Below are 25420 nucleotides of genomic sequence, written 5' to 3' on the forward strand. Positions count from 1 at the left end.
CGACTAGGTCGTGTTGTGGAAGTGGCTCCTGTGTCTCGCCTTGTGCCGTGATGATCTCGGCGTGGGTCGAGGGATCTATGGGATGGCCAGTGGACCACCTTGGAGCCGTTGTTGCCGGTCGCGGTGCTGGGCCGACCGTCGTCATGCCGGCGGAAATGGACCCTGGGCCGGGTCAGTACCCGATGGCCTCTCGGAGAAGCAGCACGGTGCCGCGCCCTGGGCGGGGTTCCGCGTTGAGGATGAGCAGGCGGTTGACGGCGCTGGGCATCCCGTACACCGCCTGGGCGCGGGCGTTCTCCAGCGGGAGGGCGTGCTCCTCGATGCGGCGCAGCGCTGTGCTCAGGTCGGGCACCACCTTTTGCGCGCCGACGATCCAGACCGCGTGGGCGGCGCCGCCCGCGTTGGCAGGGAGTTGGCTGCCGCTGCCCGAGGCAAGAACGAGCGAGCCGGTCTCGGTGACCGCGGCGACGCTGTTGACGACGAAGTCGGGGCCGGCGACCAGCCTTCGGATCTCGTCGGCGCCGGTGGCACGGTCGATGGCCAGGACGCGCGGCCTGATGGCGTCGTACCGGCCGCCGGCGTTGATGTCCTCGTCGATGCCGGACAGTCGGAGGGTCTCGCTGGCTCCGGTGAGTACGCCGGCGCCCTCGGGGACCAGGTCCTTGATGCGGGCGCGCGCTTCTGCGGCGTCGTCGAGGATCTCGGCGGCGAAGCCGTTGGCACGCAGCGCGGCGGCTACCCGCTCCAGTCGTTCGGCCGATGCCGGCTCGGTGAAGGATGCGGCCGGAGCCGGGGTGGCTGTGGCGTCGGCCGGGTTGGTCCCGGAGCCCCGCGCCGCGTGGGGCGCCGTACCTGCCAGCGGGGAGGTGTCGAGGTACCTGACCTCGTACGTCCGCTCGGCGAACTTCCAGCCCTCCTCGGTGCGCTGGTATCGGTCGTGGTAGACGGCGTAGTTCACACCCTGGCGTCCGTCGAGGGTGCGCGCGAGTTCCTGGATGTAGGCGCGGCCGGTCGCGGTGTCGCCGTCGAGCAGGATCGTGCCGGGGTGTGTGGTCTGCACGAAGAAGTCCCACTGGCTCTGCAGCCGCTCGCCCCCGGCACGGATCTCCTCTCGGCCGACCTGCTCGACGGGGATGTTGGGCATGCGCAGGGCACCGTCCGGTGTGAACAGCGACGCCAGGCGGGGTCGGTCGCGCATCATCGCCGCGTCGGTGAACTCGCCCCGCAGTGCCTCGATCTCGACGCGGTCCGCGATGGCCTGGAAGTCGTTCATCGAAGTCCCCTCTCCCTCTCGTCCGTCTTGTTGTCGTCCTCTCCGTTACGACAACGCAGCACTTCGGAATGTGAGGCGGCGCGTCGGCCTCACAGTCCGGTGCGCTGTCTTGTCGTAACGGGGAGAGGCACAGAAGCGAGCGAGGGAGACGGCCAGACCATGACCACCGGAGCCGGGCCCGGCGACGATCAGAGCGATCCGGGCCTCAGCGCGATCATGAGCGAGCGGCGCCGGCTGATCAACCTCGCCTATCGACTCCTCGGGTCCCTTGCCGACGCCGAGGACGTCGTGCAGGAGACCTACGCCCGCTGGTACGCCATGTCCGCTCGGGAGCGGCAGGCCATCGAGTCGCCCGGCGCCTGGCTGATGACGGTCGCCAGCCGCATCTGCCTGAACCTGCTCGGCTCGGCACGGGTCAGGCGGGAGACGTACGTGGGCGACTGGATCCCGGAACCGCTGCCCCAACCCACGGAGTGGATCAATGGGCGCTCCGACGTTGGCGGGATCGACCCGGCCGACCGGGTCACCCTCGACGAGTCGGTGACGATGGCCTTCCTGGTCGTCCTCGATTCGATGACCCCGGCCGAGCGCGTCGCGTTCGTCCTGCACGACGTCTTTCGCTACCCCTTCGGCGAGGTCGCCGAGATCGTCGGCCGCACTCCGGCGGCGTGCCGCCAACTGGCCTCGTCCGCCCGCCGTCGCATCCGCACTGCGCAGACCCCGGCGGGCCTGAGTGCCGGGCAGGCCGGCATCGTCAGGCAGTTCAGAACGGCGTGGGAGTCCAAGGACATCGACGCCCTGATCAGCCTGCTCGACCCCGATGCCACCGCGACCGCCGACGGCGGCGGCCTGGCCGTCACCCACCTTCACCCGATCGTGGGCGGTGAGCAGATCGCACGCGCCTACGCCAAGATCGCGCGTCTGTGGGGCGGCCGCACCACGTTCCGCGAGTGCACGGTCAACGGTCTGCCCGGCTTGGTGGCGCAGCAGGACGGCACCATCGCGACCGTGTTCGCGTTCGAGGTCGCGGGCGACCGGATCAGGCATATCTGGGCGGTGCGAAACCCCGAGAAGCTCCGACCCTGGCGGATCAGCTGAGGAGCGATCCGGACAGCAGCGATCGGATCGTGACCAGCACCAGCACCAGCACCAGCACCAGCACCAGCATCAGCCCGCACCGAGCCCACATGTACAACCTCACCCTCGCCACATGATCAGAACACTCGATCCCGGGTCCTGACCTGCCAGATCACCGGCTTCTGCAACACGCTTCAGAGCCCCGTGAGCGCCGAAGCTCGCGCCCCGCCCGACTCCGCGACGATCTCGTCGAGGGTCTGTGGCCTACGTGCGACGGCGAAGCGGACGCCGCCCCTGCCGTCCGGCGCGAAGCCGTAGATGCCCGGCCGGGCGAGGGAGTTGTACGCGTAGTGGTGGGCGAAGTAGTACGCGCCCGTGTCCAACGCGGCCGCGTAGTCGCCCTGTTCGAGCAGCGGCAGCGCGCGCCCCTCGGCGAGGAGGTCCCCCGCGAAGCAGGCGGGGCCCGCGATGTCCTGGACGACGTCCGGGCCGGCCTTGGGGCGCCCCTTCGCGTCGTACGCCGCGATCCGCAGCGGCCAGGACGCGGGCGCATACACCGTGCGGGCGGCGATCTGCACGCCCGCGTGTGTGACCGCGACCGCTCGGCCCCCGGCGGACTTCGTGTACTCGACCCGCGCGATCACGGTCCCGTGTTTGGCGAGGAGGGACCGCCCGAACTCGGTGACCAGCCCGTACCGCCCGTCGAACAGCCCCGGCATCACCCCGGCGAGCAGCCGCGCGTACTGCGCGTACGTCGGGGCGGTGGCGTCGGAACCGAAGTTGACCGGCAGCCCGCCGCCGATGTCGATCGTGTCGATCTGCCGCCGCCCGAGGTACTGGTTGATCTCCTCGGCCAGTGCGTACGTCTCCGCCACGCCCTGCGCCATCAGCGACAGCGGGACGCCCTGCGACCCGGTGTGCGCGTGCAGCCGGGTCAGCCAGGGGCGGTCGGCGTACGCCCGCACGATCCACTCCCGCGCCCCCTCGTCCCGCAGCGCGACCCCGAACTTGGAGGTCGCCGTGGCCGTCGACAGCGCCTCTATGGAACCTCCGCCGACCTGCGGGTTCACCCGGATTCCGAGGGGAGATCCGGTCGCCGCGGACCGTACCAGGGCGTCGATACGGTCCAGCTCCTGCGGGTTGTCCACGTTGACGGCGATGCCCAGCGCCAGTGCCTCCCTCAGCTCGGCGGGTGTCTTGGCGGGGGAGTCGAGGACCGTCTGCGCCGGTGCCACTCCGGCCGCCCGGGCGAGGGCGAGCTCCCCGGGGCTCGCCACCTCGGCGCCGATACCCTGCTCGCGCAGCAGCCGCAGCACGGGCACGAGCGGGGTCGCCTTCACCGCGAACGCGTGCAGCACGGGCGTGCCGGGAGCGGTCACCGCGTCGAAGGCGGCGCGCAGGGCGGCGGCCGAGGCCCGGATACCGGGGACGTCGAGGAGGGCGACGATGGGGGTCCCCGGTGTGAGGAGACCTTGCTCCACGGCGGCCCGGACGGCATCGTCGCGTCGCAGGACGCGATCGCCGTCCGTGTCGCCGGTTCGGCCTGAGGGGTTCGCCGCTGCGTCCGTGTCGCCGGTTCGGCCTGAGGGGTTCGCCGCTCCGGACGCATCGCCTGTACGGGCCGAGGAGTCCGCTGCCCCGGACGCATCGCCGCCCGTACGGCCCGACGAGTCCGCAGCCCCGATTGCTCCGTCTGCTCCGTGCACGTCGTTGCTCACCGGATTCCCCGCCCTGTCCCTGTCTGCGCCCATACGTACCAGCCAAACATCCACGGCGTGGCCGCGCTTGCCTGTGCGGCTATTGACTAGCTCTATTCAAGAAGTCAGGATGTGAATATCTACGGCAACAGTCCGCTTAGGAGGCAGACCATGTCAGGACCCCGCCCCGTACGAGCGCCGCGCGGTACGGAACTGAGTGCCCTGGGATGGCAGCAGGAAGCCGCCCTGCGGATGCTGCAGAACAACCTCGACCCCGAGGTCGCCGAGCACCCCGACAAGCTCGTCGTCTACGGCGGTACGGGCAAGGCCGCCCGTGACTGGCGCTCCTTCGACGCCATGGTGCGCACCCTGCGGACCCTGAAGCAGGACGAGACGATGCTCGTCCAGTCCGGCCGCCCCGTCGGCGTCATGCAGACCCACGAGTGGGCCCCGCGCGTCCTCATCGCCAACTCCAACCTGGTCGGTGACTGGGCGAACTGGGAGGAGTTCCGGCGCCTTGAGGCCCTCGGCCTGACCATGTACGGGCAGATGACCGCCGGTTCGTGGATCTACATCGGCACGCAGGGCATCCTCCAGGGCACGTACGAGACGTTCTCCGCCGTCGCCGCGAAGAAGTTCAACGGCACGCTCGCGGGGACGATCACCCTGACCGCCGGTCTCGGTGGCATGGGTGGCGCCCAGCCGCTCGCCGTGACGATGAACGACGGCGTCGCGATCTGTATCGACGTCGACCCGCGGGCCATCGAGCGCCGCATCGAGCACCGTTACCTCGACGTGAAGGCCGACTCCCTGGAGCACGCCCTCCAGCTCGCCGTCGAGGCGCGCGACGCCCGCCGTCCGCTGTCGATCGGCCTGCTCGGCAACGCCGCCGACCTGCTCCCGCGCATGCTCGCCGAGGGCGCCCCCATCGACATCGTCACCGACCAGACGTCGGCCCACGACCCGCTGGCCTACCTTCCCGTCGGCGTCGACCTCGACGACATGGCCTCGTACGCGGCGAAGGACCCGGCCGGGTTCACCACCCGCGCCCGTGAGTCCATGGCCCGTCACGTCGAAGCCATGGTCGGCTTCATGGACGCCGGTGCCGAGGTCTTCGACTACGGCAACTCGATCCGCGGCGAGGCCCAACTCGCCGGGTACGAGCGGGCGTTCGCCTTCCCCGGCTTCGTCCCCGCCTACATCCGGCCCCTCTTCTCCGAAGGCAAGGGCCCCTTCCGCTGGGCGGCCCTCTCCGGTGAGGCCTCGGACATCCACAAGACGGACAAGGCGATCCTCGACCTCTTCCCGGAGGCTGAATCCATTCAAAACGCGTCCCTGCACCGCTGGATCAAGCTGGCCGGCGAGCGCGTCCACTTCCAGGGCCTGCCCGCCCGTATCTGCTGGCTCGGCTACGGCGAGCGCGACAAGGCCGGCGAGCGTTTCAACGACATGGTCGCCTCCGGTGAGCTCGCGGCGCCCCTCGTCATCGGTCGCGACCACCTCGACTGCGGTTCCGTCGCCTCTCCGTACCGCGAGACCGAGGCCATGCTCGACGGCTCCGACGCGATCGCCGACTGGCCGCTGCTGAACGCCATGGTGAACGTCGCTTCGGGCGCGTCCTGGGTGTCCATCCACCACGGCGGCGGCGTCGGCATGGGCCGTTCCATCCACGCCGGCCAGGTCACCGTCGCCGACGGCACCGAGCTCGCCGGCGAGAAGATCCGCCGGGTCCTGACCAATGACCCAGGGATGGGAGTCATCCGGCACGTGGACGCGGGCTACGACATCGCCGAGTCCGTGGCGGACGAGCGCGGTGTGCGGATCCCCATGCGGGAAGGCGAGTCCGCGTGACCCAGCGAGAAGGCGCGCCCGCGGCGCGGGGCGGCAACCCCCCGCCGGGGGCGGACGCCTCGTCGCCGCCCGCGGGCCCGGCTGTGCCCACCCGTTCCGCCCTGCGGAACGACTGCCCACAGGCTGGAGCGGCTGGGATCGGCAACCATGCCCAGCCCTCCGGCCGGCCCGGACCGGCCGGCGCTGCCTCCTTCCACAAGATGTGGCATGACCTGAAGCCCATCGGCCGACACCCCGTCTCCGGTGGCTACCGGCGCTTCGCCTGGACTGGTGCCGACGCCGACTGTCGGGCCTGGTTCCGGGCGCAGGCCGAGGGCCGTGGGCTCGCTCATGAGATCGACCGGAACGGGAATCAGTGGGCGTGGCTCGGTGACCCGGCGGCAGGGAACGCCGTCGTCACCGGGTCCCACCTCGACTCCGTGCCGGACGGCGGGGCCTTCGACGGGCCCCTCGGGGTCGTGTCGTCGTTCGCCGCGCTGGACGAACTGCGCGCACGGCACGTGGAGTTCACCCGGCCCCTCGGCATCGTGAACTTCGGTGACGAGGAGGGCGCCCGGTTCGGGCTCGCGTGCGTCGGCTCGCGGCTCGCCGCCGGACAGCTCACCGTCGAGCAGGCGCACCGGCTGACGGACGCCGAGGGCATCACGCTGCCGCAGGCCATGGAGCGGGCCGGGTACGACCCGGGCACCCTCGGACCGGACCCCGAGCGGCTCGCCCGCATCGGCGCCTTCGTCGAGCTGCACGTCGAACAGGGCCGTGCTCTTGACCTCTCCGGCGACCGCGTGGGCATCGCGAGCGCCATCTGGCCGCACGGCCGCTGGCGGTTCGACTTCCGGGGCGAGGCCAATCACGCCGGCACCACCCGGCTGGCAGACCGCCGGGACCCGATGCTGTCGTATGCGGAGACCGTCCTGGCGGCCCGCCGCGAGGCCCGACTCGCCGGAGCCGTCGCCACCTTCGGCAAGATCGCCGTCGAGCCGAACGGGGTGAACGCCATCCCCTCCCTCGTCCGCGGCTGGCTCGACTCCCGCGCCGCCGACCAGGCGAGCCTGGACACGGTCGTCACCGGCATCGAGAAGGCGGCGCGCGAGTACGCGGCGGCGCAGGGCGTCGAACTCGACATCGTCCGTGAGTCGTTCACCCCCGTCGTCGAGTTCGAGCACGCCCTGCGTGACGAGCTCGCCCGCATCCTGGGCAAGGAGGCGGACCTGCGGGTTCCCGTCCTGGGCACCGGCGCCGGACACGACGCCGGAATCCTCTCCGGGACCGTCCCGACCGCCATGCTGTTCGTACGCAACCCCACGGGTGTCTCGCACTCCCCGGCCGAGTACGCCGCCGAGGACGACTGCGTGGCCGGGGTGACCGCACTCGCCGACGTACTTGAAGGGCTGGTCCGCAGGTGACGCAGACGTACTGGCTGGAACACGCCTGGCTCGACACCAACGTCGAGCCGGGCGTGGCTCTCGACGTCCACGACGGCCGCATCACCGCCGTCCGCACCGGCGTCGACACCCCGCCCCCCGGCGCCGAGATCCTCCGCGGCCTCACTCTCCCCGGGCTCGCGAACGCCCACAGCCACGCCTTCCACCGCGCCCTTCGCGGCATCGTCCAGGTCGGCTCGGGCACCTTCTGGACCTGGCGCGAGATCATGTACTCCGTCGCGGACAGGCTGACCCCGGACACCTACCACGCACTCGCCCGCGCCGTGTACGCGGAGATGGCGCTCGCCGGGGTCACGGCCGTCGGCGAGTTCCACTACGTGCACCACGCCCCGGGCGGCACCCCCTACGCCGACCCCAACGCGATGGGTGAGGCGCTCATCACGGCGGCGGGCGAGGCCGGGATCAGGATCACCCTCCTCGACACCGCCTACGTCTCCGCGGGCTTCGGACAGCCCCCGAACCGGCACCAGCTCCGCTTCTCCGACGGCAGCGCGGACGCCTGGGCGGAACGCTCTTCACTTCTCAAGGACCGTGATCACGCGCGGATCGGTGCGGCCATCCACTCCGTACGGGCCGTGCCGGCCGGGCAGTTGGCGACGGTGGCCCGGTGGGCCGAGGAACGGCGGGCCCCGCTGCATGTGCATCTGTCCGAGCAGACGGCGGAGAACGACGCCTGCCAGGCCGCGCACAGCCGCACCCCCACCCAACTGCTCGCCGACCACGGCGTCCTCGGCCCGCGCACGACCGGCGTCCACAACACGCACCTCACCCGTCAGGACATCTCCCTGATCGGCGGATCCGGGACCGGGACCTGTATGTGCCCGACCACCGAACGGGACCTGGCCGACGGCATCGGCCCCGCGGTCGCCCTGCAGAAAGCGGGCTCGCCGCTCTCCCTCGGCTCCGACAGCCACGCCGTCATCGACCTCCTCGAAGAGGCCCGCGCCCTGGAGCTGAACGAGCGCCTGCGCACCCGCACCCGCGGCCACTGGACGGCGGCCGCGCTCCTGCGCGCCGCCTCCGCCGACGGCCACGCGGCCCTGGGCTGGGACGGCGCGGGCAGCCTGGAGGCGGGCGCGCTCGCCGACTTCACGACGATCGCCCTCGACTCGGTCAGGACAGCGGGACCGGTGCCGCGCCTCGGCGCCGAGACGGCCGTATTCGCCGCGACGGCGGCTGACGTACGCCACACGATCGTCGGCGGGCGGCACGTCGTACGGGACGGCGCGCACACCCTCGTACCCGATGTGCCGACAGCTCTCGCGGAAGCCGTCGACGCCCTGCGCGCCTGATGACCGCCCACCGCAGCCCGAGCCCCCACGAGGACGCCATGAGCAGCACCACCGACACCACCGACACCAACGCCACGACCGGCACCAGCACCGTCATCACCAACATCGCCAGTCTGGTCACCAACGATCCCTCCCTCGGTGACAGGTCTCCCCTCGGTCTGATCCAGGACGCGGCGCTCGTCATCGACGGCGACCGCATCGCGTGGACCGGTGATTCAAGAAAAGCACCCGCCACTGACAACCGGGTCGACGCCGGAGGGCGGGCGGTGATCCCGGGCTTCGTGGACTCCCACTCGCACCTCGTCTTCGCGGGCGACCGCACGCAGGAGTTCAACGCCCGTATGTCGGGCCGCAGCTACACGGCCGGCGGCATCCGCACCACCGTCGCCGCCACCCGCGCCGCCTCCGACGAGGACCTGGAACGCAACCTCACGCGCTACCTCCGCGAGGCCCTGCGCCAGGGCACCACCACCTTCGAGACGAAGTCGGGCTACGGCCTCACCGTCGAGGACGAGGCACGAGCACTGCGCATCGCGGCGGCGCACACCGACGAGGTCACCTACCTCGGCGCGCACATCGTCCCGCCGGACCACGCCGACGACCCGGCCGCGTATGTCGCCCTGGTGACCGGCGAGATGCTCGACGCCTGTGCCCCGTACGCCCGTTGGATCGACGTCTTCTGTGAGAAGGGCGCCTTCGACGGCGACCAGGCCCGTGCGATCCTCACGGCGGGCAAGGCGAAGGGCCTGCACCCGCGCATCCACGCCAACCAGTTGTCCTACGGCCCCGGCGTCCAGCTCGCGGTCGAACTGGACGCGGCGAGCGCGGACCACTGCACGCACCTCACGGACGCCGACGTGGACGCCCTGGCCTGCGGGAACACCGTCGCGACCCTGCTCCCCGGCGCCGAGTTCTCCACCCGTGCCCAGTGGCCGAACGCCCGCCGACTGCTCGACGCGGGCGTCACCGTGGCCCTCTCCACCGACTGCAACCCGGGCTCGTCCTTCACCTCGTCCGTCCCGTTCTGTGTCGCGCTCGCGGTACGGGACATGGGGATGACCCCCGACGAGGCCCTCTGGTCGGCCACGGCGGGCGGAGCACGGGCCCTGCGGCGCACGGACATCGGCGCGCTGACCCCGGGTGCCCACGCCGACCTCGCGTTCCTCGACGCCCCGAGCCATGTCCACCTCGCCTACCGGCCGGGCGTGCCCCTGGTGTCGGAGGTCTGGCGGCGCGGGGTTCCGGTCACCTGACCGGTGAAGCGGGTCACTCGGCGGTGGCGCCGGCCTGCCACCGCTGTTCGTCGGTGTCCACATCCCCGTCCCGGATCAGCATGAGCCGGTCGCCGAACGGCGTGACCGCAAAGCCCGGGAAGATGTCCGCGCTGATCCTGCCGCGCGAGTCCACCGTGAAGTGCAGGTTCTTGCCGTTGGGCTCGTAGTCGTCGGCGGCCGTGCACTCCCAGACGCCGACGCCCTTGTCCGTGCCACCGCGGCTGTCCAGGCAGAAGCGGCCGTCGGCGTACGACTGGAGGACACCGCGCCCGGCGTCGACACGCCACAACTGGGAGCGGGACGAGGTACAGCCGGCCGCGACGACGTCCGTGCCCAGGCTCATGACGCCGTCGCGGACGTCCATGCAGAGTCCGGAGCCCACGTTCACGACCTGGGCGTAGGTGCTGTTCGGGGGGCGCGGGGTCGGTGACGGCTTCGGTGTCTTCGAGGGCGTGGGTGTCTTCGAGGGTGACGAAGTGGGCGTGGGGGATGGGGACTTGGTCGTCGGAGTGGGGGACGGCGGCGGAGTCACCGAGACCGTCGCGGTCACCGTCACCGGGGGTGGCGCCGCCGGTGTGCCCACCGTGCTCACCGCCTGGCCGGGGTCCGATCCGCCCGACGTCAGCAGGTACAGCAGCAGCGGCGCCAGCGCGACGCCGAGCGCGGCCGAGGCGAGGACGAGGCGCCGGGAGGGCGGCCAGGACGCCGAAGCCGCGCCGCGGGCCGCCGGGGCCCTGCCACCCGCGGCGCCCAGGACGTACGCGCCGCCGCCCCACGGCAGCAGTCCCTCGGCCAGTGCCGTGCGCGGGGTGTCGCGCAGGGCGCCCAGCTCCTCGTACGCGGCGGCGCAGTGCCCGCAGTGCACCATGTGGGCGTTCAAGTCGGGGCTGTAGCGCGGGTTCTCGGGGTGTGCCGCCTCCTCGATCAGCCGGCGGAAGTCCTGGCAGCGGGGGTTGCCGGAGCGGGCGAGGCGGGTCTTGAGACAGGCCTGGCGCAGGGCCTGGAACGCGGGCTGCTTGCCGTACGCCACGTCCTGCGGCACGGCCCCGATGAGGGCGGTGGTCCTGGCGTCGGGCTCCTCGTCCACGATGCCGTACCAGATGAGGCCCTGGACGCGGCTCGGGAGCGAGTGGAACGCGTCGAGCATGGGCGGTACGGGCCCCTCGGCACCGTCCGACTCGCGGAGCCGGGCGAGCAGACCCGGATCGAGGCGGCTCGCGCGATGGTCCAGGGGAGCGGCCCAGGAGGCGGCCACCCGGCCTGTCAGGAGCAGTAGTTGGTGGCGCCAGGGCCCCCGCGGGTCGATGCCGCGTGCCGTTTCGCGGGCGGCGAGCGCGAACGCCTGAGCCGTCAACTGCCGTGCGGCGGACTCGCCGACGGTGCACAGACGGGCGTACGAGAGGACCGCGGGTCTGTGGCGCAGGCGAAGTTCGCGCAGCGCCGGGTACGCGGTCGGGGTGTCGGCGCGCAGCAGTTCGGTGAGCTGCGCGTCGGACGCCGTGGAGTACATGCCACCGCTCCCGGAGCCGGAGCCGTCGTACGCGCCGTCTCCGTCGGACCCGTCGGACCCGCTGTACTCGTCGAATCCATCAGACCCGCTGTACCCGCCGTGTCCGCCGCGTCCGTCGGTCCGGCCGGACCCAGCCATCCCCGTGCCTCCTCGCACCCCGCGCTCTAGGCCCGCCGGGGTTGTGGGGTACCGGCGGTCATGGGGATGCTCATAGTGGTGGAAGGCAACTGGTGGGGAAAGAGGTTTCCCGGGGTAACCATGGCCCGCCGCCAAGCTGTGACTACGGCCCGCGCCCCCCAGCTACTACCGGGGCGCGGGCCGTAGTCACAGCTACCGGACGCGGTCACCGCTGCGGCACCGTCACTCCTCGACGGTCAGCCCCTTGCGCAGCCGCACCAGCGTGCGCGAGAGCAGCCGGGAGACATGCATCTGGGAGATGCCGAGTTCGTCGCCGATCTCGGACTGTGTCATGTTGGCGACGAAGCGGAGCGAGAGGATCTGGCGGTCGCGGGAGGGGAGTTCGGCGATCAGCGGCCTCAGGGACTCCACGTACTCGATGCCTTCGAGCCCGTGGTCCTCGTAGCCGATGCGGTCCGTGAGCGCGCCCTCGGAGTCGTCCTCCTCGGGCTGGGCGTCCAGCGAACTCGCCGTGTAGGCGTTCGAGGCGGCCATGCCTTCGACGACCTCTACGTTGGAGAGGCCCAGGTGCTCCGCCAGCTCTCCCACCGTCGGGGCGCGATCGAACTTCTGGGCGAGTTCGTCGCCCGCCTTGGCCAGGTCGAGGCGGAGTTCCTGCAGTCTGCGCGGTACGCGCACCGACCACGACGTGTCGCGGAAGAAGCGCTTGATCTCGCCGATGATGGTCGGCATCGCGAAGGTGGGGAACTCGACGCCGCGGCTCATCTCGAAGCGGTCGATCGCCTTGATCAGGCCGATGGTGCCGACCTGGATGATGTCCTCCATCGGCTCGCTGCGGGAGCGGAACCGAGAGGCGGCGAACTTGACCAGCGCGAGGTTGAGTTCGACCAGCGTGTTGCGGACGTACGAGTATTCGTAGGTGCCTTCTTCGAGGGACTCCAGCCGCTCGAAGAGAGTCTTGGACAGGGCCCGTGCGTCCACCGGCCCCACCTGGTCGAAGGGGGGGATCTCAGGAAGTCCCTCCAGCCCGACGAGGGAGCGAGAGTGTTCCGGAAGGGATGCCGACGTCGCCGTCTGGGTATGCGATTCGTCGAGCCGGGGTGACATGGTGTCCTCCATGGTTCTCGGCATAAGGCCGCCGATGCCAATGCGTGCACAGCTGTGTGCGGCGCCTCCGAAGCCGGTCGTGTCGAATAGGTGTCGCTACTAGCCCTACCCGCTCGCACGCGGTTGTCGCAAGTGTGCTTAGTAGTGAAATGTCCGATTCGTGGCGGTTGTTCGGGTGTCGGGGTGTGTAGAGAAGGCGTAGTGTTCGAGTGCCTATATCAACAGTCACGACGCTCAGGAGAGAGACGGCATGGACCGCGGGACAGTCGGCAGCGCCCAGTCGGGCCGACTTCTTGTCGAAGTGCGGGAAGAGGGCCTCAGTGCCGTCGTGACTCCCGCGGGTGAGCTCGATCACCACACGGCCGATTTGTTGCGTGAGCCACTCGATGACTGCCTCGAAAAGGGGTACGCGCGGCTGGTCGTCGACTGCTCACGCCTTGAGTTCTGTGATTCCACCGGGCTCAACGTGCTGCTCGGTGCCCGGCTGAAGGCCGAGGAAGCGGGTGGCGGGATCCATCTTGCCGCGATGCTGCCGGTGGTGGCCCGCGTCTTCGAGATCACCGGGGCGGAGGCCGTTTTCACGGTCCACGACACCCTCGCCGCGGCCTTGGCCGACTAGGGCGGGGCGGGTGGATCGTCTCAAGGGGCGGGTGGATCGTCTTAAAGTGATGCCCCGGATGTCCCAGTGTGATCGTCGGGTTACGCGCGTCACAGGTTTCGGGTCGAATAATTGGGTGTTCGGACGGTTCGGCCGGGCAGGAGACATCCTGGATATGTCGGCCGTCACAGTGGCGGCCACGTCGCGGACCGGTCAGGGAACCGGTCGGTGGCGGGTGGGCCCTCGATCAACGTACTGAGTGCTGAGTCTTGATTTGTGAACTGGTGAATCGGTGAGGTGAAGCGCTGATGAGCACCACCCGGCCTTACCCGCCGGGAGACCGCGGCCCGGAGTCGGGCGACGGCGGTGCTTCCGCGGTGTCCGGCACGGGCGCGTCCCCGGGCGACGCCCCCGCCTCCTCCGCAGGCACCGACGGCAGCAGCGGCACCGGGGTCCCTTCGGGTCGCCAGGCCCGCAGGCTGAGCTTCGAGGGCCAGGGCGGCGTTGTGCCGCTCGCTCGCGACTTCGCCCGCCAGGCGCTGTACGCGTGGGGCTGGCTGCCCGCCGAGAGCGCCGACCGCCGCGCCGCCGCCGAGGATGTCCTCCTTGTCGTCTCCGAACTCGTCACCAACGCCTGTCTGCACGCCGAGGGCCCGGAAGAGCTCCGGATCGCGTGCGACAGGAAGGTGCTCCGTGTCGAGGTCTCCGACCGTGGCGCCGGCCAGCCCGCCCCGCGCACCCCGCACCGCGCCGGGCGCCCGGGCGGTCACGGGATGTTCATCGTGCAGCGACTGTGCCTGGACTGGGGGGTCGTGCGGATCTCGGGGGTCGTGGGCAAGACCGTCTGGGCCGAACTCGGGGCGCCGGCATAGCGCTGCGGCCCACCCGGTAACTCCGACCTTGGGTTACCCGCGGTTCGCATCCTCATTCGCACACTGACTGGTATGCCACCGCCCGCGCGCCGGATCTCCTCACATCCGGCGCGCGCTTTGTCTTCCCTCCACAAGTCCCCGGGCGTACCTTGACGGCCGATCTGATGTTCCGTCAGATGTCCAGTCAGGAATGAGGCCCCGAGGTGTCGTACCGGACGTACCAGAAACGAACCGCCGCGCTCGCGTTCGCCGCGGCCCTGGCCGGCTCCGCGGTGCTGATGGCCGCCCCCGCCGCCCATGCCGACGTGGTGGACGTCAACTACCAGTGCAAGACGCCGATCGGTGACAAGAGCGCCGTCTCGCCCATCGACATCAAGAGTGTCAGGAGCGGCAGCGCCTACAAGCTCACCATGTCCTGGCAGAAGGGCGTCTCGTCCAGCCCGGTGGAGCTGGGCAAGGGGGCGATGAGCCCGAGCGCCGTGATCCAGGTGGGCGGCGCGGACAGCGGCACGGTGGCCGTGAGCGGCCCGGCCAACGCGGCCGCGATCCCGGCCAACACCCCCATCAAGATCAGTGACTTGAGCGGCACGTACACCCCGAAGGGGACCGGAGAGGTCACCTTCACCGCGGGCGTCCTGACCATCAAGGCACTGGGCACGACAACCACCTGCACCCCTTCGAACGATCCCGATCCCTCACTCACCCTCGACGTCGCGGCCGCGAGCGGAAGCAGCGGCGGCTCGACCTCGGGCGAGTCCCAGAGCGGCACGGACTCCGGCGGCGAACTCCCGCAGACCGGCCCCGAGGACTCCGCGATCGCCCTCGGCACGCTCGGCGGCACGGTGCTGCTCGCGGGCGCCGCTGGCGTGCTGTGGCTGACGCGCAGGCATCAGGCGGTACGCCGCTGAGAACGCGTACGCCCACCCGTCGCCCGACCGCCGCCCCTCAACGAGGCTCCCGCAGAGCCGCATGCCTGGAGGGACCCCCACCGCGCCGCCCCTTCTGAACGGGAGCCGCTGATGCCGTACGCCGTACCCCGTCTACTGGGCCTGGCCGCCGTGCTGTTGCTGGGCGCCGCACCCATCGCCGTGGCCGACGCGGGCTGGTCCGTCGTGCCGTCGGCGAACGGGCCGGAGGGGCGGCCGTACGTCTACGCGGAGGGCGTGCCCGGCACGGTCCTCCAGGACTCGGTGTCCGTGCTCAATCCGGGCGCCGCGCCGGTCACCGTCAAGCTGCGCGGCGCGGACGCGGACAACACGGCGGACGGCGGGTTCACGATCCGGGAGAAGTCGGCGGACGCGGGCGCGTGGATCAACTTCGCGGGCGGCACGAACGGAAGGCGGACCCCGGTGGCTTCGCTGTCCGTACGCGTCCCCGCACACACCCGCGCCGACGTCCCCTTCACGCTGAGCGTCCCGACGGGGGCTGTGCCCGGCAACCACCCTGGCGCGATCGTCGTGAGCGGCGACGACGGCCGGTCCTCGGCGGTCCGGGTCCAACTACGGGTGGCCGGACCGGCGTTGCCGGCGATCGCCGTCGAGCACGTCACCGTGCGCGCGCGGCGGATCTCGTACGAGCTGGTCAACCGTGGCACCACCGTCCTCACCCCGAAACTCGCCGTCCACGCCGACGGCGCCCTCGGCGAGCTCCTCGACCGCGCCCCGCGCACCCTGCCCGTCGAACTCCTGCCGGGCCGCCGCGTCACGCTCAGCGAACCGTGGCGCGTCACCCTCGCACTGGACGCGGTCGACGTGCGGCTGACGGTCACGGCGGCGGGCGGGGCACGCGACACGGCGTCCGCGTCGGTGCGGTTCGTGCCCTGGGGCGCGGTGGCGGGGATCGGGTGCGCGCTCGTGGCGGTCGCCGCGCTTCTCGTCGTACGGCGTCACAGGCGTCGTCCGACGGGTGGTGTACGGCGTCCGGGGCGTCGCGTGCTGGGTGGTGTACGGCGTCTCGGGCGTCGCGTGCTGGGTGGTGTACGGCGCTTCGGGCGTCGTTTGCCAGGTGCTGTACGGCATCCTGGGCGTCCTGCGCCTATCGGCGAGACGCGTGAACAGCCGCGTACGGAAGTCGAGTTGACAGGAGCGGTGTCGTGAGCGGAGTCGTGGGCGGCAGGGTACGGATGACGGTGCTGGCGGCGGTGCTCGCGCTCCTCGTGCCGACCCTCGTGGGGGCGCCCGCGGTCGGCGCGGACAAACCCTCCGTCAAGCTGTCCAAGTCCCAGGCCGGGACGGGGGGTTCGATCACCGTCACCGGTGCCGGATGGCGGCCGAAGACACTGCTGATGATGCTGATCTGCGGCCAGTCGGTGCCGTCCCGGGGTGTGATCGGCGGCACCAACTCCTGTGCCAACGCGGCCGGCCGGGCCGTCACCACCGATGCGAAGGGCGACTTCAGCAAGGAGCTGCCGGTCGCCGAGCCTCCCGAGCCGTGCCCGTGCGTGGTCCATGTCGCCACGGTCACCGGGGAGAAGGCGGAGGCGGACGCCATCTTCATGGTCGCGGGGCACTCGGTCGAGCCGCTGCCCGAGGAGGAGAGCGGCGCACGGCTCTCGGTGCTCACGGACACCCGACTCGACGGATCGAGCGGGCTGCTCACCTCCTTCGGCGCCCCGCCCTCCCGCACGCTCGTCTTCACGGTCGGCAACGTCGGTACCGCTGCCGTCAAGGACCCAATCTTCCAAGTCGGCACCTCCCACGGTGTGTTCGCCCCGCAGTGGGAGGAACAGCAGTGGCGCGGCACCATCGCACCCGGCAAGCGGGCACGGATCGAACTCCCCGTCGAAGTCGCGGCGGGGGCGCACGGGGACTACACGGTCTCGCTGAAGTACGGCGGGAAGATGCTCGCCGAGCAGCCGTGGGGCGTGGGCCGCCCCTGGGGTGTGACGCTCTTCTGGATCCTGCTCGGCGTGGTCGTACCGGCCGCGGTGTTCCGCGTCGGGATGGCCGCGGTGGACCGGCTGCGGCCGCGCAGGTCCGCCGGTCGCGGTCCCCGTCGCAGGAGCCCGCGGCTTCCCCAACTCACGTACCGCATGCCGAGGTTGAGTGCGTCCCCGGCACCCGAATCCCGAACGACCCCGGCACCGAACCCGACTTCGACGCGGCCCCTTCCGTGGTTCACCCCGGACAGCGGTCCGGGGACCCCGGCGGCCGGTCAGCTCTCCGCACCGCACGAGAACAGTCCGACGACCCCCACGAGGGAGGGCAACACGTGAGCAGGCAACGGAGAGTGGTACCGCCGGCGGGACGGAGAGCGAGCGCGGCCGGGGTCGCGCTGATGCTCGGCGGCGCGGGCATCCTGCTGGGGGTGGCCGCGGTCCCGGCGCAGGCCGCCGAGGTGTCGTACCTGACGGAGTGCATCCCGCCCGCGATCTCCGGTCTGCCGCCGGTCGAGGGCACGACGAAGGCGGACATCACCGCACCCGCCGAGGCGAAGGTGGGTGACGAGGTCACCATCACCTGGAAGTTCGTCCAGGCCGCGTCCAAGAACCCGGACATCCTCGATCTGGAGAAGGACACGGTGATGCCCACCGGCACGCTGAAGGCGGCCGGCGCGCAGACGGCCGACATCGCGATGGAGGGCCCTCGGCAGAACCCGGCGATCCCCAAGAACAGCGACATGAAGCTGTCCGACATGACGGGCACGCTGAAACTGACGACGGCGGGTGAAGTGACGCTGACGCCGGACGCGTACGACATCAATGTCAGCAAGCCGATCTCGACGGACACCAAGTGCGCCCCGAAGGAGACGGTGAAGCCGGCGGCGACGATCAAGGTGACGGAGGGCGGGGGCACTTCGGGCGGCACGACGGGCGGCGAGCCGACGGTGACACCGACGCCGCCCACCGGTACCCCGACACCGACCGGGAGCGAAGGTGACTCCACCGGCGGCTCGACCGGCGGCTCCACCGGCGGCGACGACGGCCAGACCGACTTCACCGGCAAGGAAGTCTCCGTCGCCTACGCCTGCAAGACGCCCATCGGAGACAAGAACGCCACGTCCCCCGTGCAGATCAACGCCAGCAAGAACGGCGGGAGTTACGACCTCACGGTTCAGTTCAAGGGGTCCGTGATGGACAGCCCGGCCGACATCCCCGCGGACTCGGTGAAGCCCTCCATGGAGGTCACCCTGGGCGGCTCCGACACGGGCAGCGTCCATGTCGAAGGCCCCACCAACGCCGAGGCGATCAAGACGGGCGACCCGATGGAGATCCCCGACCTGACGGGCACCTACAAGCCCGGAGCGACCGGCGAGTCGACCCTGTCGCCGGGCGTGCTGACGGTGGAGGCGCTCGGCACGACGACCACCTGCACCCCGTCGAAGACGGAGGTCTCGCTGACGCTGGACACCACCGAACAGGCGAGCGGCGCCGCAGGAGGCTCAGGAGCTTCAGGGGGCGACTCCGCAGGCTCCGCAAGCGGTACGTCGTCCGGTGGCGGCCTCGCGGAGACGGGCGCCGAGGGCCACAGTTCCCTGAAGGCCCTCGGGCTGGTCGCGGGGACGGCCGTCCTGCTCGGCGGAGCGGTGTTCACGTTCATGCCGGGGCGGCGCGTGCGCTGAGACTGGCCGCCCGTGCGCGGGAAACAGCGAAGGGCCACCGCACCAGGAGCGGTGCGGTGGCCCTTCGTACAACGAACTCAGCCGGTTCGTACAACGAACTCAGCCGGTTCGTACAACGAACTCAGCCGGTTCGTACGACGCACTCAGTCGGCGTACGTCAGCGGACGTCGCCCATGAGTGCCTTGACCTTGTTGCGGTACATCCACACCGCGAAACCGGCGATCACGGCGAGCGTGGCCTCCAGGGCGACGATGCCCATCTTGTTCAGGTCGACCCCGGCGATGGAGAGCAGACCGGTGGTGGCGTCACCGGCGGTGACGGCCAGGAACCAGACGCCCATCATCTGGGAGGCGTACTTCGCGGGCGCCATCTTCGTGGTGACGGAGAGGCCGACCGGGGAGAGCAGCAGCTCACCGACGGTCTGCACGAAGTAGATCGCGACCAGCCACATCGCGGCGGCCTTGGCTCCGCCGTCGGCGATGGACAGCGGGGCGAGGAAGACGAAGAACGACGCACCGACCAGCACGAGACCGGACGCGAACTTCACGATGGTGCTCGGCTCCTTGCCGCGCTTGTTCAGCGCCAGCCAGAACCAGGCGAAGATCGGGGCCAGCGCCATGATCAGCACCGGGTTCACCGACTGGTACCACGAGACCGGGAAATCCCAGCCGAAGACGGTGTTCTCGGCCGAGCCGTCGGCGAAGATCGACAGGGTCGAACCGCCCTGGTCGTAGATCATCCAGAACACGGCGGCGGCGACGAAGAACCAGATGTAGCCGGACATCTTCGACTGCTCGGCGCGGTCCAGGTCCTTGTCGCGCTTGATCCGCGCCAGCACCATGATCGGGATGATCACGCCGAGGAGGGTCAGCGGAACCAGGATCCAGTTCAGCGTGTAGTGACCGGTGGAGCCGACGAGGGCGTAGAAGACGACGGCGATGCCCGCCCAGATCGCGGCCTTGCGCAGCGTCGAGGACTTCTCCGCGGCGGACAGCGGCGTCGGGACCACGGCGGAGCGCTCGGCGAGGTTGCGGCTGCCGATCAGGAACTGGCCGAGGCCGATCGCCATGCCGAGCGCGGCGAGCGCGAAGCCCAGGTGCCAGTTGACGTTCTCACCGATGGTGCCGATGATCAGCGGCGCGGCGAACGCGCCGAGGTTGATGCCCATGTAGAAGACCGTGAAGCCACCGTCGCGGCGTGGGTCGTCCGGGCCGTCGTAGAGGTGGCCGACCATCGTCGAGATGTTGGCCTTCAGCAGACCCGAGCCGATCGCCACCAGGCCGAGGCCCGCGTAGAAGGTGCCCGACGACGGCAGGGCCAGCGTCAGGTGGCCGAGCATGATGACGCCGCCGGCGACGGCGACGGTCTTGCGGGGACCCCAGACCCGGTCGCCGAACCAGCCGCCGGGGAGGGCGAGCAGGTACACCATCGACACGTAGACGGAGTAGATCGCGGTCGCGGTGGTCGCGCTCAGGTGCAGGCCACCGGGTGCCACCAGGTACAACGGGAGCAGGGCCCGCATGCCGTAGTAGGAGAAACGCTCCCACATCTCGGTCATGAAGAGAGTGGCCAGTCCGCGGGGGTGGCCGAAGAAGGTGTGCTCGAAACCGGGGGTGCCCGGTTCTGTCGAGCCCTTCGTCAGGCTGGACGCCATGGTCGTTCCTTGCTGGTCGGGACGCGCGGGAAGTGGGGTCGCGCGCCCGGTGGGGGCGGCCGGCACCGGCGGGTTCCGGCCGTCCGTCCCCACGCCCACGGGGAGTCCGCTCCGGATTGCGAAGCGATGGAGGCCGACCACCGGGATCCACGCCCTTCACGCTTCGGTGCGCTCGGGCCCGGCCACAGGTCATTCCTTTCAAGGCTGGCGAATACCAGCCCGCACACAAAAGAGACCTTCAGCGTCAAATGCTGGCCAAAGGTCACCGTGGTGCTACAGGCGTCTGATCACCATACGACATGCCAATGTGGCATATGGAAGGACTTGAGAGATGGATCACAGGTGACAATGGAACCACAGGCGCCCATTCGAAGGTTGCCGTCAAGATCGCCTCCCACAGCCGCAGGCCACCCCACTCACAGGCGCGGGTAAGAATCACGGAGGCCGATCACCCCGCGAGTGTCGTCCGCGGCGGACTACCATCACCTCATGACCCGTGTACTGCTCGCCGAGGACGACGCGTCCATCTCGGAGCCACTGGCCCGTGCCCTGCGCAGGGAGGGCTACGAGGTCGAGGTGCGCGAGGACGGACCCACCGCGCTCGACGCCGGCATCCAGGGCGGCATCGACCTCTGTGTCCTGGACCTGGGCCTGCCCGGCATGGACGGCCTTGAAGTGGCCCGCCGACTGCGCGCCGAGGGCCACACCGTCCCGATCCTCATCCTGACCGCACGCGCCGACGAGGTGGACACCGTCGTAGGCCTCGACGCGGGCGCCGACGACTACGTGACCAAGCCGTTCCGGCTCGCCGAACTGCTCGCCCGTGTCCGGGCGTTGCTGCGACGCGGTGCCGCCGAGCCCCAGCAGCCGCCCGCCACGCACGGGGTGCGCATCGACGTCGAGTCGCACCGCGCCTGGATGGGCGACGAGGAACTCCAGCTCACCGCCAAGGAGTTCGACCTCCTGCGGGTCCTCGTCCGGGACGCGGGCCGCGTCGTCACCCGCGACCAGCTCATGCGCGAGGTCTGGGACACCACCTGGTGGTCCTCGACCAAGACCCTCGACATGCACATCTCCTGGCTCCGCAAGAAGCTCGGCGACGACGCGGCCAACCCTCGCTACATCGCGACGGTCCGGGGCGTCGGGTTCCGCTTCGAGAAGAGCTGAAGTCCAGTTCGAGAAGGGCTAAGTCCAGTTCGAGAAGAGCTGAGATCCAGCCGCTCCGGCGTTTGAGGAGCGGGGTCCGGGGCGGAGCCCCAGGAGGATGGGACGGGTAGGGGCGGCGGGGGCGGGAACTCCTCGCCCGGCCCACCCCGGCGTCAAGGCACACTGGTCCCCAAGCAAAGCCACCCGCCCGGAGGGCACCGTGCGTCGCCGTCTCATCCAGTCCACCCTCGCCGTCGTACTCGTCGTGATCGCCGTGTTCGGCGTCTCCCTCGTGATCGTCGAGACGCGGACGATCAGCAGCAGCGCCCAGGAGAGGGTGGATTCCGAGGCGCTGCGCCTGGCGAGCATCGTGGACAGCCGGATCATCGGGCACGAGGACATCACCGCGGAGATCCTGAAGGACCAGGTCACGGACGAGCGGTACGCCGTGATCAGGATCCCGGGCAGGGACCCGATCGAGATCGGGACCAAGCCCATCGGTGACGTCATCCACCACACGGCCCCCGGCGAGGAGGGCGAGAAGGTCACCGTCCAGGAGCCGCGCTCGTCCGTGACGAAGGAAGTCGGCCGTACGCTGCTGATCATCGCGGCGGTCGCCCTGCTCGCCATCATCGCCGCCGTCCTCCTCGCCGTACGGCAGGCCAACCGCCTCGCCTCTCCCCTCACCGACCTCGCGGAGACCGCGGAACGGCTCGGTTCCGGCGACCCCCGCCCGCGCCACAAGAGGTACGGCGTCCCGGAACTGGACCGCGTCGCGGACGTCCTGGACAGCAGCGCGGAGCGCATCGCACGGATGCTCACGGCGGAACGCCGGCTCGCCGCGGACGCCTCCCACCAGCTCCGTACGCCCCTCACGGCCCTCTCCATGCGCCTGGAGGAGATCACCCTCACCGATGACCCGGCCACGGTGAAGGAGGAGGCGACGATCGCGCTGACGCAGGTCGAGCGGCTCACGGACGTGGTGGAGCGGCTGCTCACCAACGCCCGCGACCCGCGCAACGGCTCCGCCGTCTCCTTCGATCTGGACGAGGTCATCAAGCAGCAGTTGGAGGAATGGCGCCCGGCCTACCGCAGCTCGGGCCGCGCCATCGTCAGCTCGGGCAAACGTCATCTGCGGGCCGTCGGAACCCCGGGCGCGGTCGCCCAGGTCCTCGCCGCGCTCATCGAGAACTCCCTCATGCACGGCGGCGGCACCGTCGCCCTGCGCACCCGCGTCACCGGCAACCAGTCCGTCGTCGAGGTCACCGACGAGGGCCCCGGCGTCCCCGCCGACCTCGGCGCCCGCATCTTCGAGCGCGCGATCAGCGGCCGTAACTCCACGGGCATCGGTCTCGCCGTCGCCCGCGACCTCGCGGAGGCCGACGGGGGCCGTCTGGAGTTGCTTCAGGCGCAGCCGCCGGTGTTCGGCCTGTTCCTGTCCCGTACGCCCTTGAAGAAGCCCCTGGTGGACGAGGAGCCGGAGCCCACGGTCAGGTAGCGGCGCTGCGGGAAGCGACGCGGCTCAGCTCACGTGCTGCGCGAGGGCGAGGGCCGCTGCCCGGGCTCGGCTTCGAGGAACGATTCCGCACTGGCCACCGCCTCGCGCGCGGGCAGCGCGCGGAACACCCAGGTGCGGTACGACCAGAAGCGGAACAGCGTCGCCACGCCGATCCCGAGGAACTTGAACACGTTGCTCTGCAGCGGGCTGTCCCAGCCGAAGCTGTACGTCGCCACGTACAGCACGCCGTTCTCGATGACCAGCCCCACCGCGCTGAACAGCAGGAACAGCGTCAGTTCCTTGGTGCGGCCACCCTTGTCACGGTCGCGGTACGTGAAGTAGCGGAACCCGATGTAGTTGAAGATGATGGCCACGACGGTGGCGATCACACTGGCCCGGACGACCTGCAGACCGGTCCCGTGGCGCACCAGGTTGAAGGTGAGAAGGTTGACGAGCAGCCCCACGCCGCCGACCGCGCCGAACTTGACGATCTCCCTCAGGAGCCGGTCGAAACGGCGCCGCACAGCGCTACGAGGCTGCTTGGTAGGGGGCCCTGAAGAACCACTGCCCATGGTGTCGCCAGCCCCCGTCGGTCGCCGTCAGTCGGATATATCAACCCAGCCATGCTAACCAGCGGCCCGCGCCATCGCCTGTCTAAGAACTCACAGGTAAGAAAAGTGACCGCCCACCCGGACAGCCGTCCACCCGGAAATACCGGCTCACAGGAGCGGAAACCGGCCGCCGTGGCGTGGCCGATACTCTTGGGGGGTGACGTTCCCGGTAGTCGGCATGGTCGGCGGGGGGCAGCTCGCTCGTATGACACACGAGGCGGGCATCCCGCTCGGCATCAAGTTCAAGCTCCTCAGTGACACCTCTCAGGATTCCGCGGCGCAGGTCGTCAGCGATGTCGTCATCGGCGACCATCGCGACCTCGACACGCTGCGTGAGTTCGCGCGGGGCTGCGATGTGATCACCTTCGATCACGAACACGTACCCATCGAGCATCTGCGTGCCCTGGAGGCGGACGGCATCCCCGTCCGCCCCGGGCCCGACGCCCTCGTGCACGCCCAGGACAAGGGCGTGATGCGCGCGAAGCTCGACGAGCTCGGTGTGCCGTGCCCGCGGCACCGGATCGTGAGCGACGTCGAGGACGTCGCCGCGTTCGCGGCGGAGGGCGACGGTTTCCCGGTCATCCTCAAGACCGTCCGCGGCGGTTACGACGGCAAGGGGGTCTGGTTCGTCCGCTCTCGCGCGGAAGCCGCCGACCCCTTCCGCGCCGGAGTCCCCGTCCTCGCCGAGGAGAAGGTCGACTTCGTACGCGAGCTCGCGGCGAACGTCGTCCGCTCGCCGCACGGCCAGGCGGTCGCGTACCCCGTCGTCGAGTCCCAGCAGGTCGACGGCGTCTGCGACACGGTGATCGCCCCTGCCCCCGGCATCGCGGAGGAGCTGGCCCTCCAGGCAAGCGAGCTGGCCCTGCGCATCGCCAAGGAACTCGGCGTCGTCGGCCACCTCGCCGTGGAGCTCTTCGAGACGGCCGACGGACGCATCCTCGTCAACGAACTGGCCATGCGCCCGCACAACTCGGGCCACTGGACCCAGGACGGCGCGATCACCTCCCAGTTCGCCAACCACGTACGCGCGGTCCTGGACCTCCCGCTGGGCGACCCGCGCCCGCGCGCCAAGTGGACGGTCATGGCCAACGTCCTCGGCGGCGACTACCCCGACATGTACTCCGCGTACCTGCACTGCATGGCCCGCGACCCCCAGCTGAAGATCCACATGTACGGCAAGGACGTGAAACCCGGCCGCAAGGTCGGCCACGTCAACACCTACGGCGACGACCTGGACGACGTACTGGAGCGCGCCCGGCACGCAGCCGGATATTTGAGAGGCACGATCACCGAATGAGCCCTGTCGTTGGAATCGTCATGGGGTCGGACTCCGACTGGTCCGTCATGGAGGCCGCCGCGCAGGCCCTGGACGAGTTCGAGATCGAGTACGAGGTCGACGTCGTCTCCGCGCACCGCATGCCGCGCGAGATGATCGCGTACGGCGAGCAGGCCGACGGCCGCGGCATCAAGGTGATCATCGCGGGCGCCGGCGGCGCTGCCCACCTGCCCGGCATGCTGGCGTCCGTGTCGCCGTTGCCGGTGATCGGCGTCCCGGTCCCGCTGAAGTACCTCGACGGCATGGACTCCCTGCTCTCGATCGTGCAGATGCCGGCCGGTGTGCCGGTCGCGACCGTCTCCGTCGCCGGCGCCCGCAACGCGGGCCTGCTGGCCGCCCGGATCCTCGCCGTGCACGACGAGGAACTCCTCGCCCGGATGCGGGAGTTCCAGCAGGAGCTGAACGAGCAGGCCACCGAGAAGGGCAAGCGGCTGCGCACCAAGGTCGAGGGCGCGGGCAGCGGCTTCGGCTTCGGGAAGTGACC

General features: G+C 70.5%; 21 protein-coding genes. 15 read left to right on the forward strand and 6 right to left on the reverse strand.

What is annotated here, in order from left to right:
* Positions 1-172: 172 nt before the first annotated feature.
* Complete coding sequence (locus ACFWP7_RS20840; RefSeq protein ID WP_384383022.1) at positions 173-1273, reverse strand: LUD domain-containing protein; 1101 nt, start codon at positions 1271-1273, stop codon at positions 173-175.
* A 159-nt stretch (positions 1274-1432) separates the two neighbouring features.
* On the opposite strand from ACFWP7_RS20840, the gene sigJ reads away from it, so the two are divergent.
* On the forward strand, positions 1433-2371 hold the full coding sequence (gene sigJ, locus ACFWP7_RS20845; protein WP_384383023.1) for an RNA polymerase sigma factor SigJ: 939 nt from the start codon (positions 1433-1435) through the stop codon (positions 2369-2371).
* Between the two features lie 173 nt (positions 2372-2544).
* On the opposite strand, the gene ACFWP7_RS20850 is transcribed toward sigJ, so the two are convergent.
* Complete coding sequence (locus ACFWP7_RS20850; protein ID WP_384383071.1) at positions 2545-3861, reverse strand: diaminopimelate decarboxylase; 1317 nt, start codon at positions 3859-3861, stop codon at positions 2545-2547.
* Between the two features lie 357 nt (positions 3862-4218).
* Between ACFWP7_RS20850 and hutU the strand changes: the two genes are divergently transcribed.
* The 4 genes from hutU (at position 4219) to hutI (ending at position 9885) form a co-directional block, all read left to right on the forward strand.
* Positions 4219-5898: a urocanate hydratase gene (hutU, locus tag ACFWP7_RS20855; protein WP_384383024.1), complete on the forward strand. Its 1680-nt coding sequence runs from the start codon at positions 4219-4221 to the stop codon at positions 5896-5898.
* Between the two features lie 200 nt (positions 5899-6098).
* Positions 6099-7301 (forward strand): allantoate amidohydrolase, encoded by a 1203-nt coding sequence (locus tag ACFWP7_RS20860; protein ID WP_384383072.1) that lies wholly within the window; start codon positions 6099-6101, stop codon positions 7299-7301.
* Complete coding sequence (locus tag ACFWP7_RS20865; protein ID WP_384383025.1) at positions 7298-8632, forward strand: formimidoylglutamate deiminase; 1335 nt, start codon at positions 7298-7300, stop codon at positions 8630-8632. The genes ACFWP7_RS20860 and ACFWP7_RS20865 overlap by 4 nt, the downstream gene beginning before the upstream one ends.
* Positions 8633-8670: 38 nt before the next feature.
* Positions 8671-9885, forward strand: coding sequence for an imidazolonepropionase (hutI, locus tag ACFWP7_RS20870; RefSeq protein ID WP_384383026.1), 1215 nt, complete (start codon positions 8671-8673; stop codon positions 9883-9885).
* A 13-nt stretch (positions 9886-9898) separates the two neighbouring features.
* On the opposite strand, the gene ACFWP7_RS20875 is transcribed toward hutI, so the two are convergent.
* Both ACFWP7_RS20875 and ACFWP7_RS20880 read right to left on the reverse strand, forming a co-directional pair.
* Positions 9899-11416 carry an RICIN domain-containing protein gene (locus tag ACFWP7_RS20875; RefSeq protein WP_384383073.1) on the reverse strand — a complete coding sequence of 506 codons (1518 nt, stop codon included), beginning with the start codon at positions 11414-11416 and terminating at the stop codon, positions 9899-9901.
* A gap of 360 nt (positions 11417-11776) precedes the next feature.
* Entirely contained in the window at positions 11777-12673 is an 897-nt protein-coding gene (locus tag ACFWP7_RS20880) for an RNA polymerase sigma factor SigF (RefSeq protein ID WP_384383027.1), read from the reverse strand.
* A 238-nt stretch (positions 12674-12911) separates the two neighbouring features.
* Between ACFWP7_RS20880 and ACFWP7_RS20885 the strand changes: the two genes are divergently transcribed.
* The 6 genes from ACFWP7_RS20885 (at position 12912) to ACFWP7_RS20910 (ending at position 18691) form a co-directional block, all read left to right on the forward strand.
* Positions 12912-13280, forward strand: a complete 369-nt coding sequence (locus tag ACFWP7_RS20885) for an STAS domain-containing protein (protein WP_384383028.1) — start codon at positions 12912-12914, stop codon at positions 13278-13280.
* Between the two features lie 287 nt (positions 13281-13567).
* Positions 13568-14131, forward strand: a complete 564-nt coding sequence (locus tag ACFWP7_RS20890) for an ATP-binding protein (protein ID WP_384383029.1) — start codon at positions 13568-13570, stop codon at positions 14129-14131.
* A 203-nt stretch (positions 14132-14334) separates the two neighbouring features.
* Complete coding sequence (locus ACFWP7_RS20895) at positions 14335-15039, forward strand: LPXTG cell wall anchor domain-containing protein (protein ID WP_384383030.1); 705 nt, start codon at positions 14335-14337, stop codon at positions 15037-15039.
* Positions 15040-15150: 111 nt separating this feature from the next.
* Positions 15151-16227 (forward strand): hypothetical protein, encoded by a 1077-nt coding sequence (locus ACFWP7_RS20900; protein ID WP_384383031.1) that lies wholly within the window; start codon positions 15151-15153, stop codon positions 16225-16227.
* A gap of 26 nt (positions 16228-16253) precedes the next feature.
* Positions 16254-17345 (forward strand): hypothetical protein, encoded by a 1092-nt coding sequence (locus tag ACFWP7_RS20905; protein ID WP_384383074.1) that lies wholly within the window; start codon positions 16254-16256, stop codon positions 17343-17345.
* Positions 17346-17407: 62 nt separating this feature from the next.
* Entirely contained in the window at positions 17408-18691 is a 1284-nt protein-coding gene (locus ACFWP7_RS20910) for a hypothetical protein (protein ID WP_384383075.1), read from the forward strand.
* Positions 18692-18848: 157 nt separating this feature from the next.
* Here the strand turns inward: ACFWP7_RS20910 and ACFWP7_RS20915 are convergent, their stop codons facing one another.
* Positions 18849-20345, reverse strand: coding sequence for an oligopeptide:H+ symporter (locus ACFWP7_RS20915; protein WP_384383032.1), 1497 nt, complete (start codon positions 20343-20345; stop codon positions 18849-18851).
* A gap of 489 nt (positions 20346-20834) precedes the next feature.
* Between ACFWP7_RS20915 and ACFWP7_RS20920 the strand changes: the two genes are divergently transcribed.
* Both ACFWP7_RS20920 and ACFWP7_RS20925 read left to right on the forward strand, forming a co-directional pair.
* Positions 20835-21512, forward strand: coding sequence for a response regulator transcription factor (locus ACFWP7_RS20920; RefSeq protein ID WP_037748267.1), 678 nt, complete (start codon positions 20835-20837; stop codon positions 21510-21512).
* Positions 21513-21711: 199 nt separating this feature from the next.
* A complete protein-coding gene (locus ACFWP7_RS20925; RefSeq protein ID WP_384383033.1) occupies positions 21712-22989 on the forward strand; it encodes an ATP-binding protein in 1278 nt (425 codons plus the stop codon).
* A gap of 29 nt (positions 22990-23018) precedes the next feature.
* Here the strand turns inward: ACFWP7_RS20925 and ACFWP7_RS20930 are convergent, their stop codons facing one another.
* On the reverse strand, positions 23019-23561 hold the full coding sequence (locus ACFWP7_RS20930) for a GtrA family protein (protein WP_384383034.1): 543 nt from the start codon (positions 23559-23561) through the stop codon (positions 23019-23021).
* Between the two features lie 196 nt (positions 23562-23757).
* Between ACFWP7_RS20930 and ACFWP7_RS20935 the strand changes: the two genes are divergently transcribed.
* On the forward strand, positions 23758-24897 hold the full coding sequence (locus ACFWP7_RS20935; protein WP_384383035.1) for a 5-(carboxyamino)imidazole ribonucleotide synthase: 1140 nt from the start codon (positions 23758-23760) through the stop codon (positions 24895-24897).
* Positions 24894-25418 carry a 5-(carboxyamino)imidazole ribonucleotide mutase gene (gene purE / locus ACFWP7_RS20940; protein ID WP_384383036.1) on the forward strand — a complete coding sequence of 175 codons (525 nt, stop codon included), beginning with the start codon at positions 24894-24896 and terminating at the stop codon, positions 25416-25418. The genes ACFWP7_RS20935 and purE overlap by 4 nt, the downstream gene beginning before the upstream one ends.
* Positions 25419-25420: the final 2 nt, after the last annotated feature.

Source organism: Streptomyces sp. NPDC058470, assembly GCF_042721055.1.
Taxonomy (GTDB): domain Bacteria; phylum Actinomycetota; class Actinomycetes; order Streptomycetales; family Streptomycetaceae; genus Streptomyces.

Bases quoted from the DNA above. Each gene is read 5' to 3' on its own strand.
- ACFWP7_RS20905 (WP_384383074.1), top strand. From the start codon at position 16,254: ATGACGGTGCTGGCGGCGGTGCTCGCGCTCCTCGTGCCGACCCTCGTG.
- ACFWP7_RS20930 (WP_384383034.1), bottom strand. From the start codon at position 23,561: ATGGGCAGTGGTTCTTCAGGGCCCCCTACCAAGCAGCCTCGTAGCGCT.
- ACFWP7_RS20900 (WP_384383031.1), top strand. From the start codon at position 15,151: ATGCCGTACGCCGTACCCCGTCTACTGGGCCTGGCCGCCGTGCTGTTG.
- ACFWP7_RS20885 (WP_384383028.1), top strand. From the start codon at position 12,912: ATGGACCGCGGGACAGTCGGCAGCGCCCAGTCGGGCCGACTTCTTGTC.
- ACFWP7_RS20920 (WP_037748267.1), top strand. From the start codon at position 20,835: ATGACCCGTGTACTGCTCGCCGAGGACGACGCGTCCATCTCGGAGCCA.
- ACFWP7_RS20840 (WP_384383022.1), bottom strand. From the start codon at position 1,273: ATGAACGACTTCCAGGCCATCGCGGACCGCGTCGAGATCGAGGCACTG.
- sigJ (WP_384383023.1), top strand. From the start codon at position 1,433: ATGACCACCGGAGCCGGGCCCGGCGACGATCAGAGCGATCCGGGCCTC.
- ACFWP7_RS20875 (WP_384383073.1), bottom strand. From the start codon at position 11,416: ATGTACTCCACGGCGTCCGACGCGCAGCTCACCGAACTGCTGCGCGCC.
- ACFWP7_RS20880 (WP_384383027.1), bottom strand. From the start codon at position 12,673: ATGGAGGACACCATGTCACCCCGGCTCGACGAATCGCATACCCAGACG.
- ACFWP7_RS20890 (WP_384383029.1), top strand. From the start codon at position 13,568: ATGAGCACCACCCGGCCTTACCCGCCGGGAGACCGCGGCCCGGAGTCG.
- purE (WP_384383036.1), top strand. From the start codon at position 24,894: ATGAGCCCTGTCGTTGGAATCGTCATGGGGTCGGACTCCGACTGGTCC.
- ACFWP7_RS20860 (WP_384383072.1), top strand. From the start codon at position 6,099: ATGTGGCATGACCTGAAGCCCATCGGCCGACACCCCGTCTCCGGTGGC.
- ACFWP7_RS20915 (WP_384383032.1), bottom strand. From the start codon at position 20,345: ATGGCGTCCAGCCTGACGAAGGGCTCGACAGAACCGGGCACCCCCGGT.
- ACFWP7_RS20910 (WP_384383075.1), top strand. From the start codon at position 17,408: ATGCTCGGCGGCGCGGGCATCCTGCTGGGGGTGGCCGCGGTCCCGGCG.
- hutI (WP_384383026.1), top strand. From the start codon at position 8,671: ATGAGCAGCACCACCGACACCACCGACACCAACGCCACGACCGGCACC.
- hutU (WP_384383024.1), top strand. From the start codon at position 4,219: ATGTCAGGACCCCGCCCCGTACGAGCGCCGCGCGGTACGGAACTGAGT.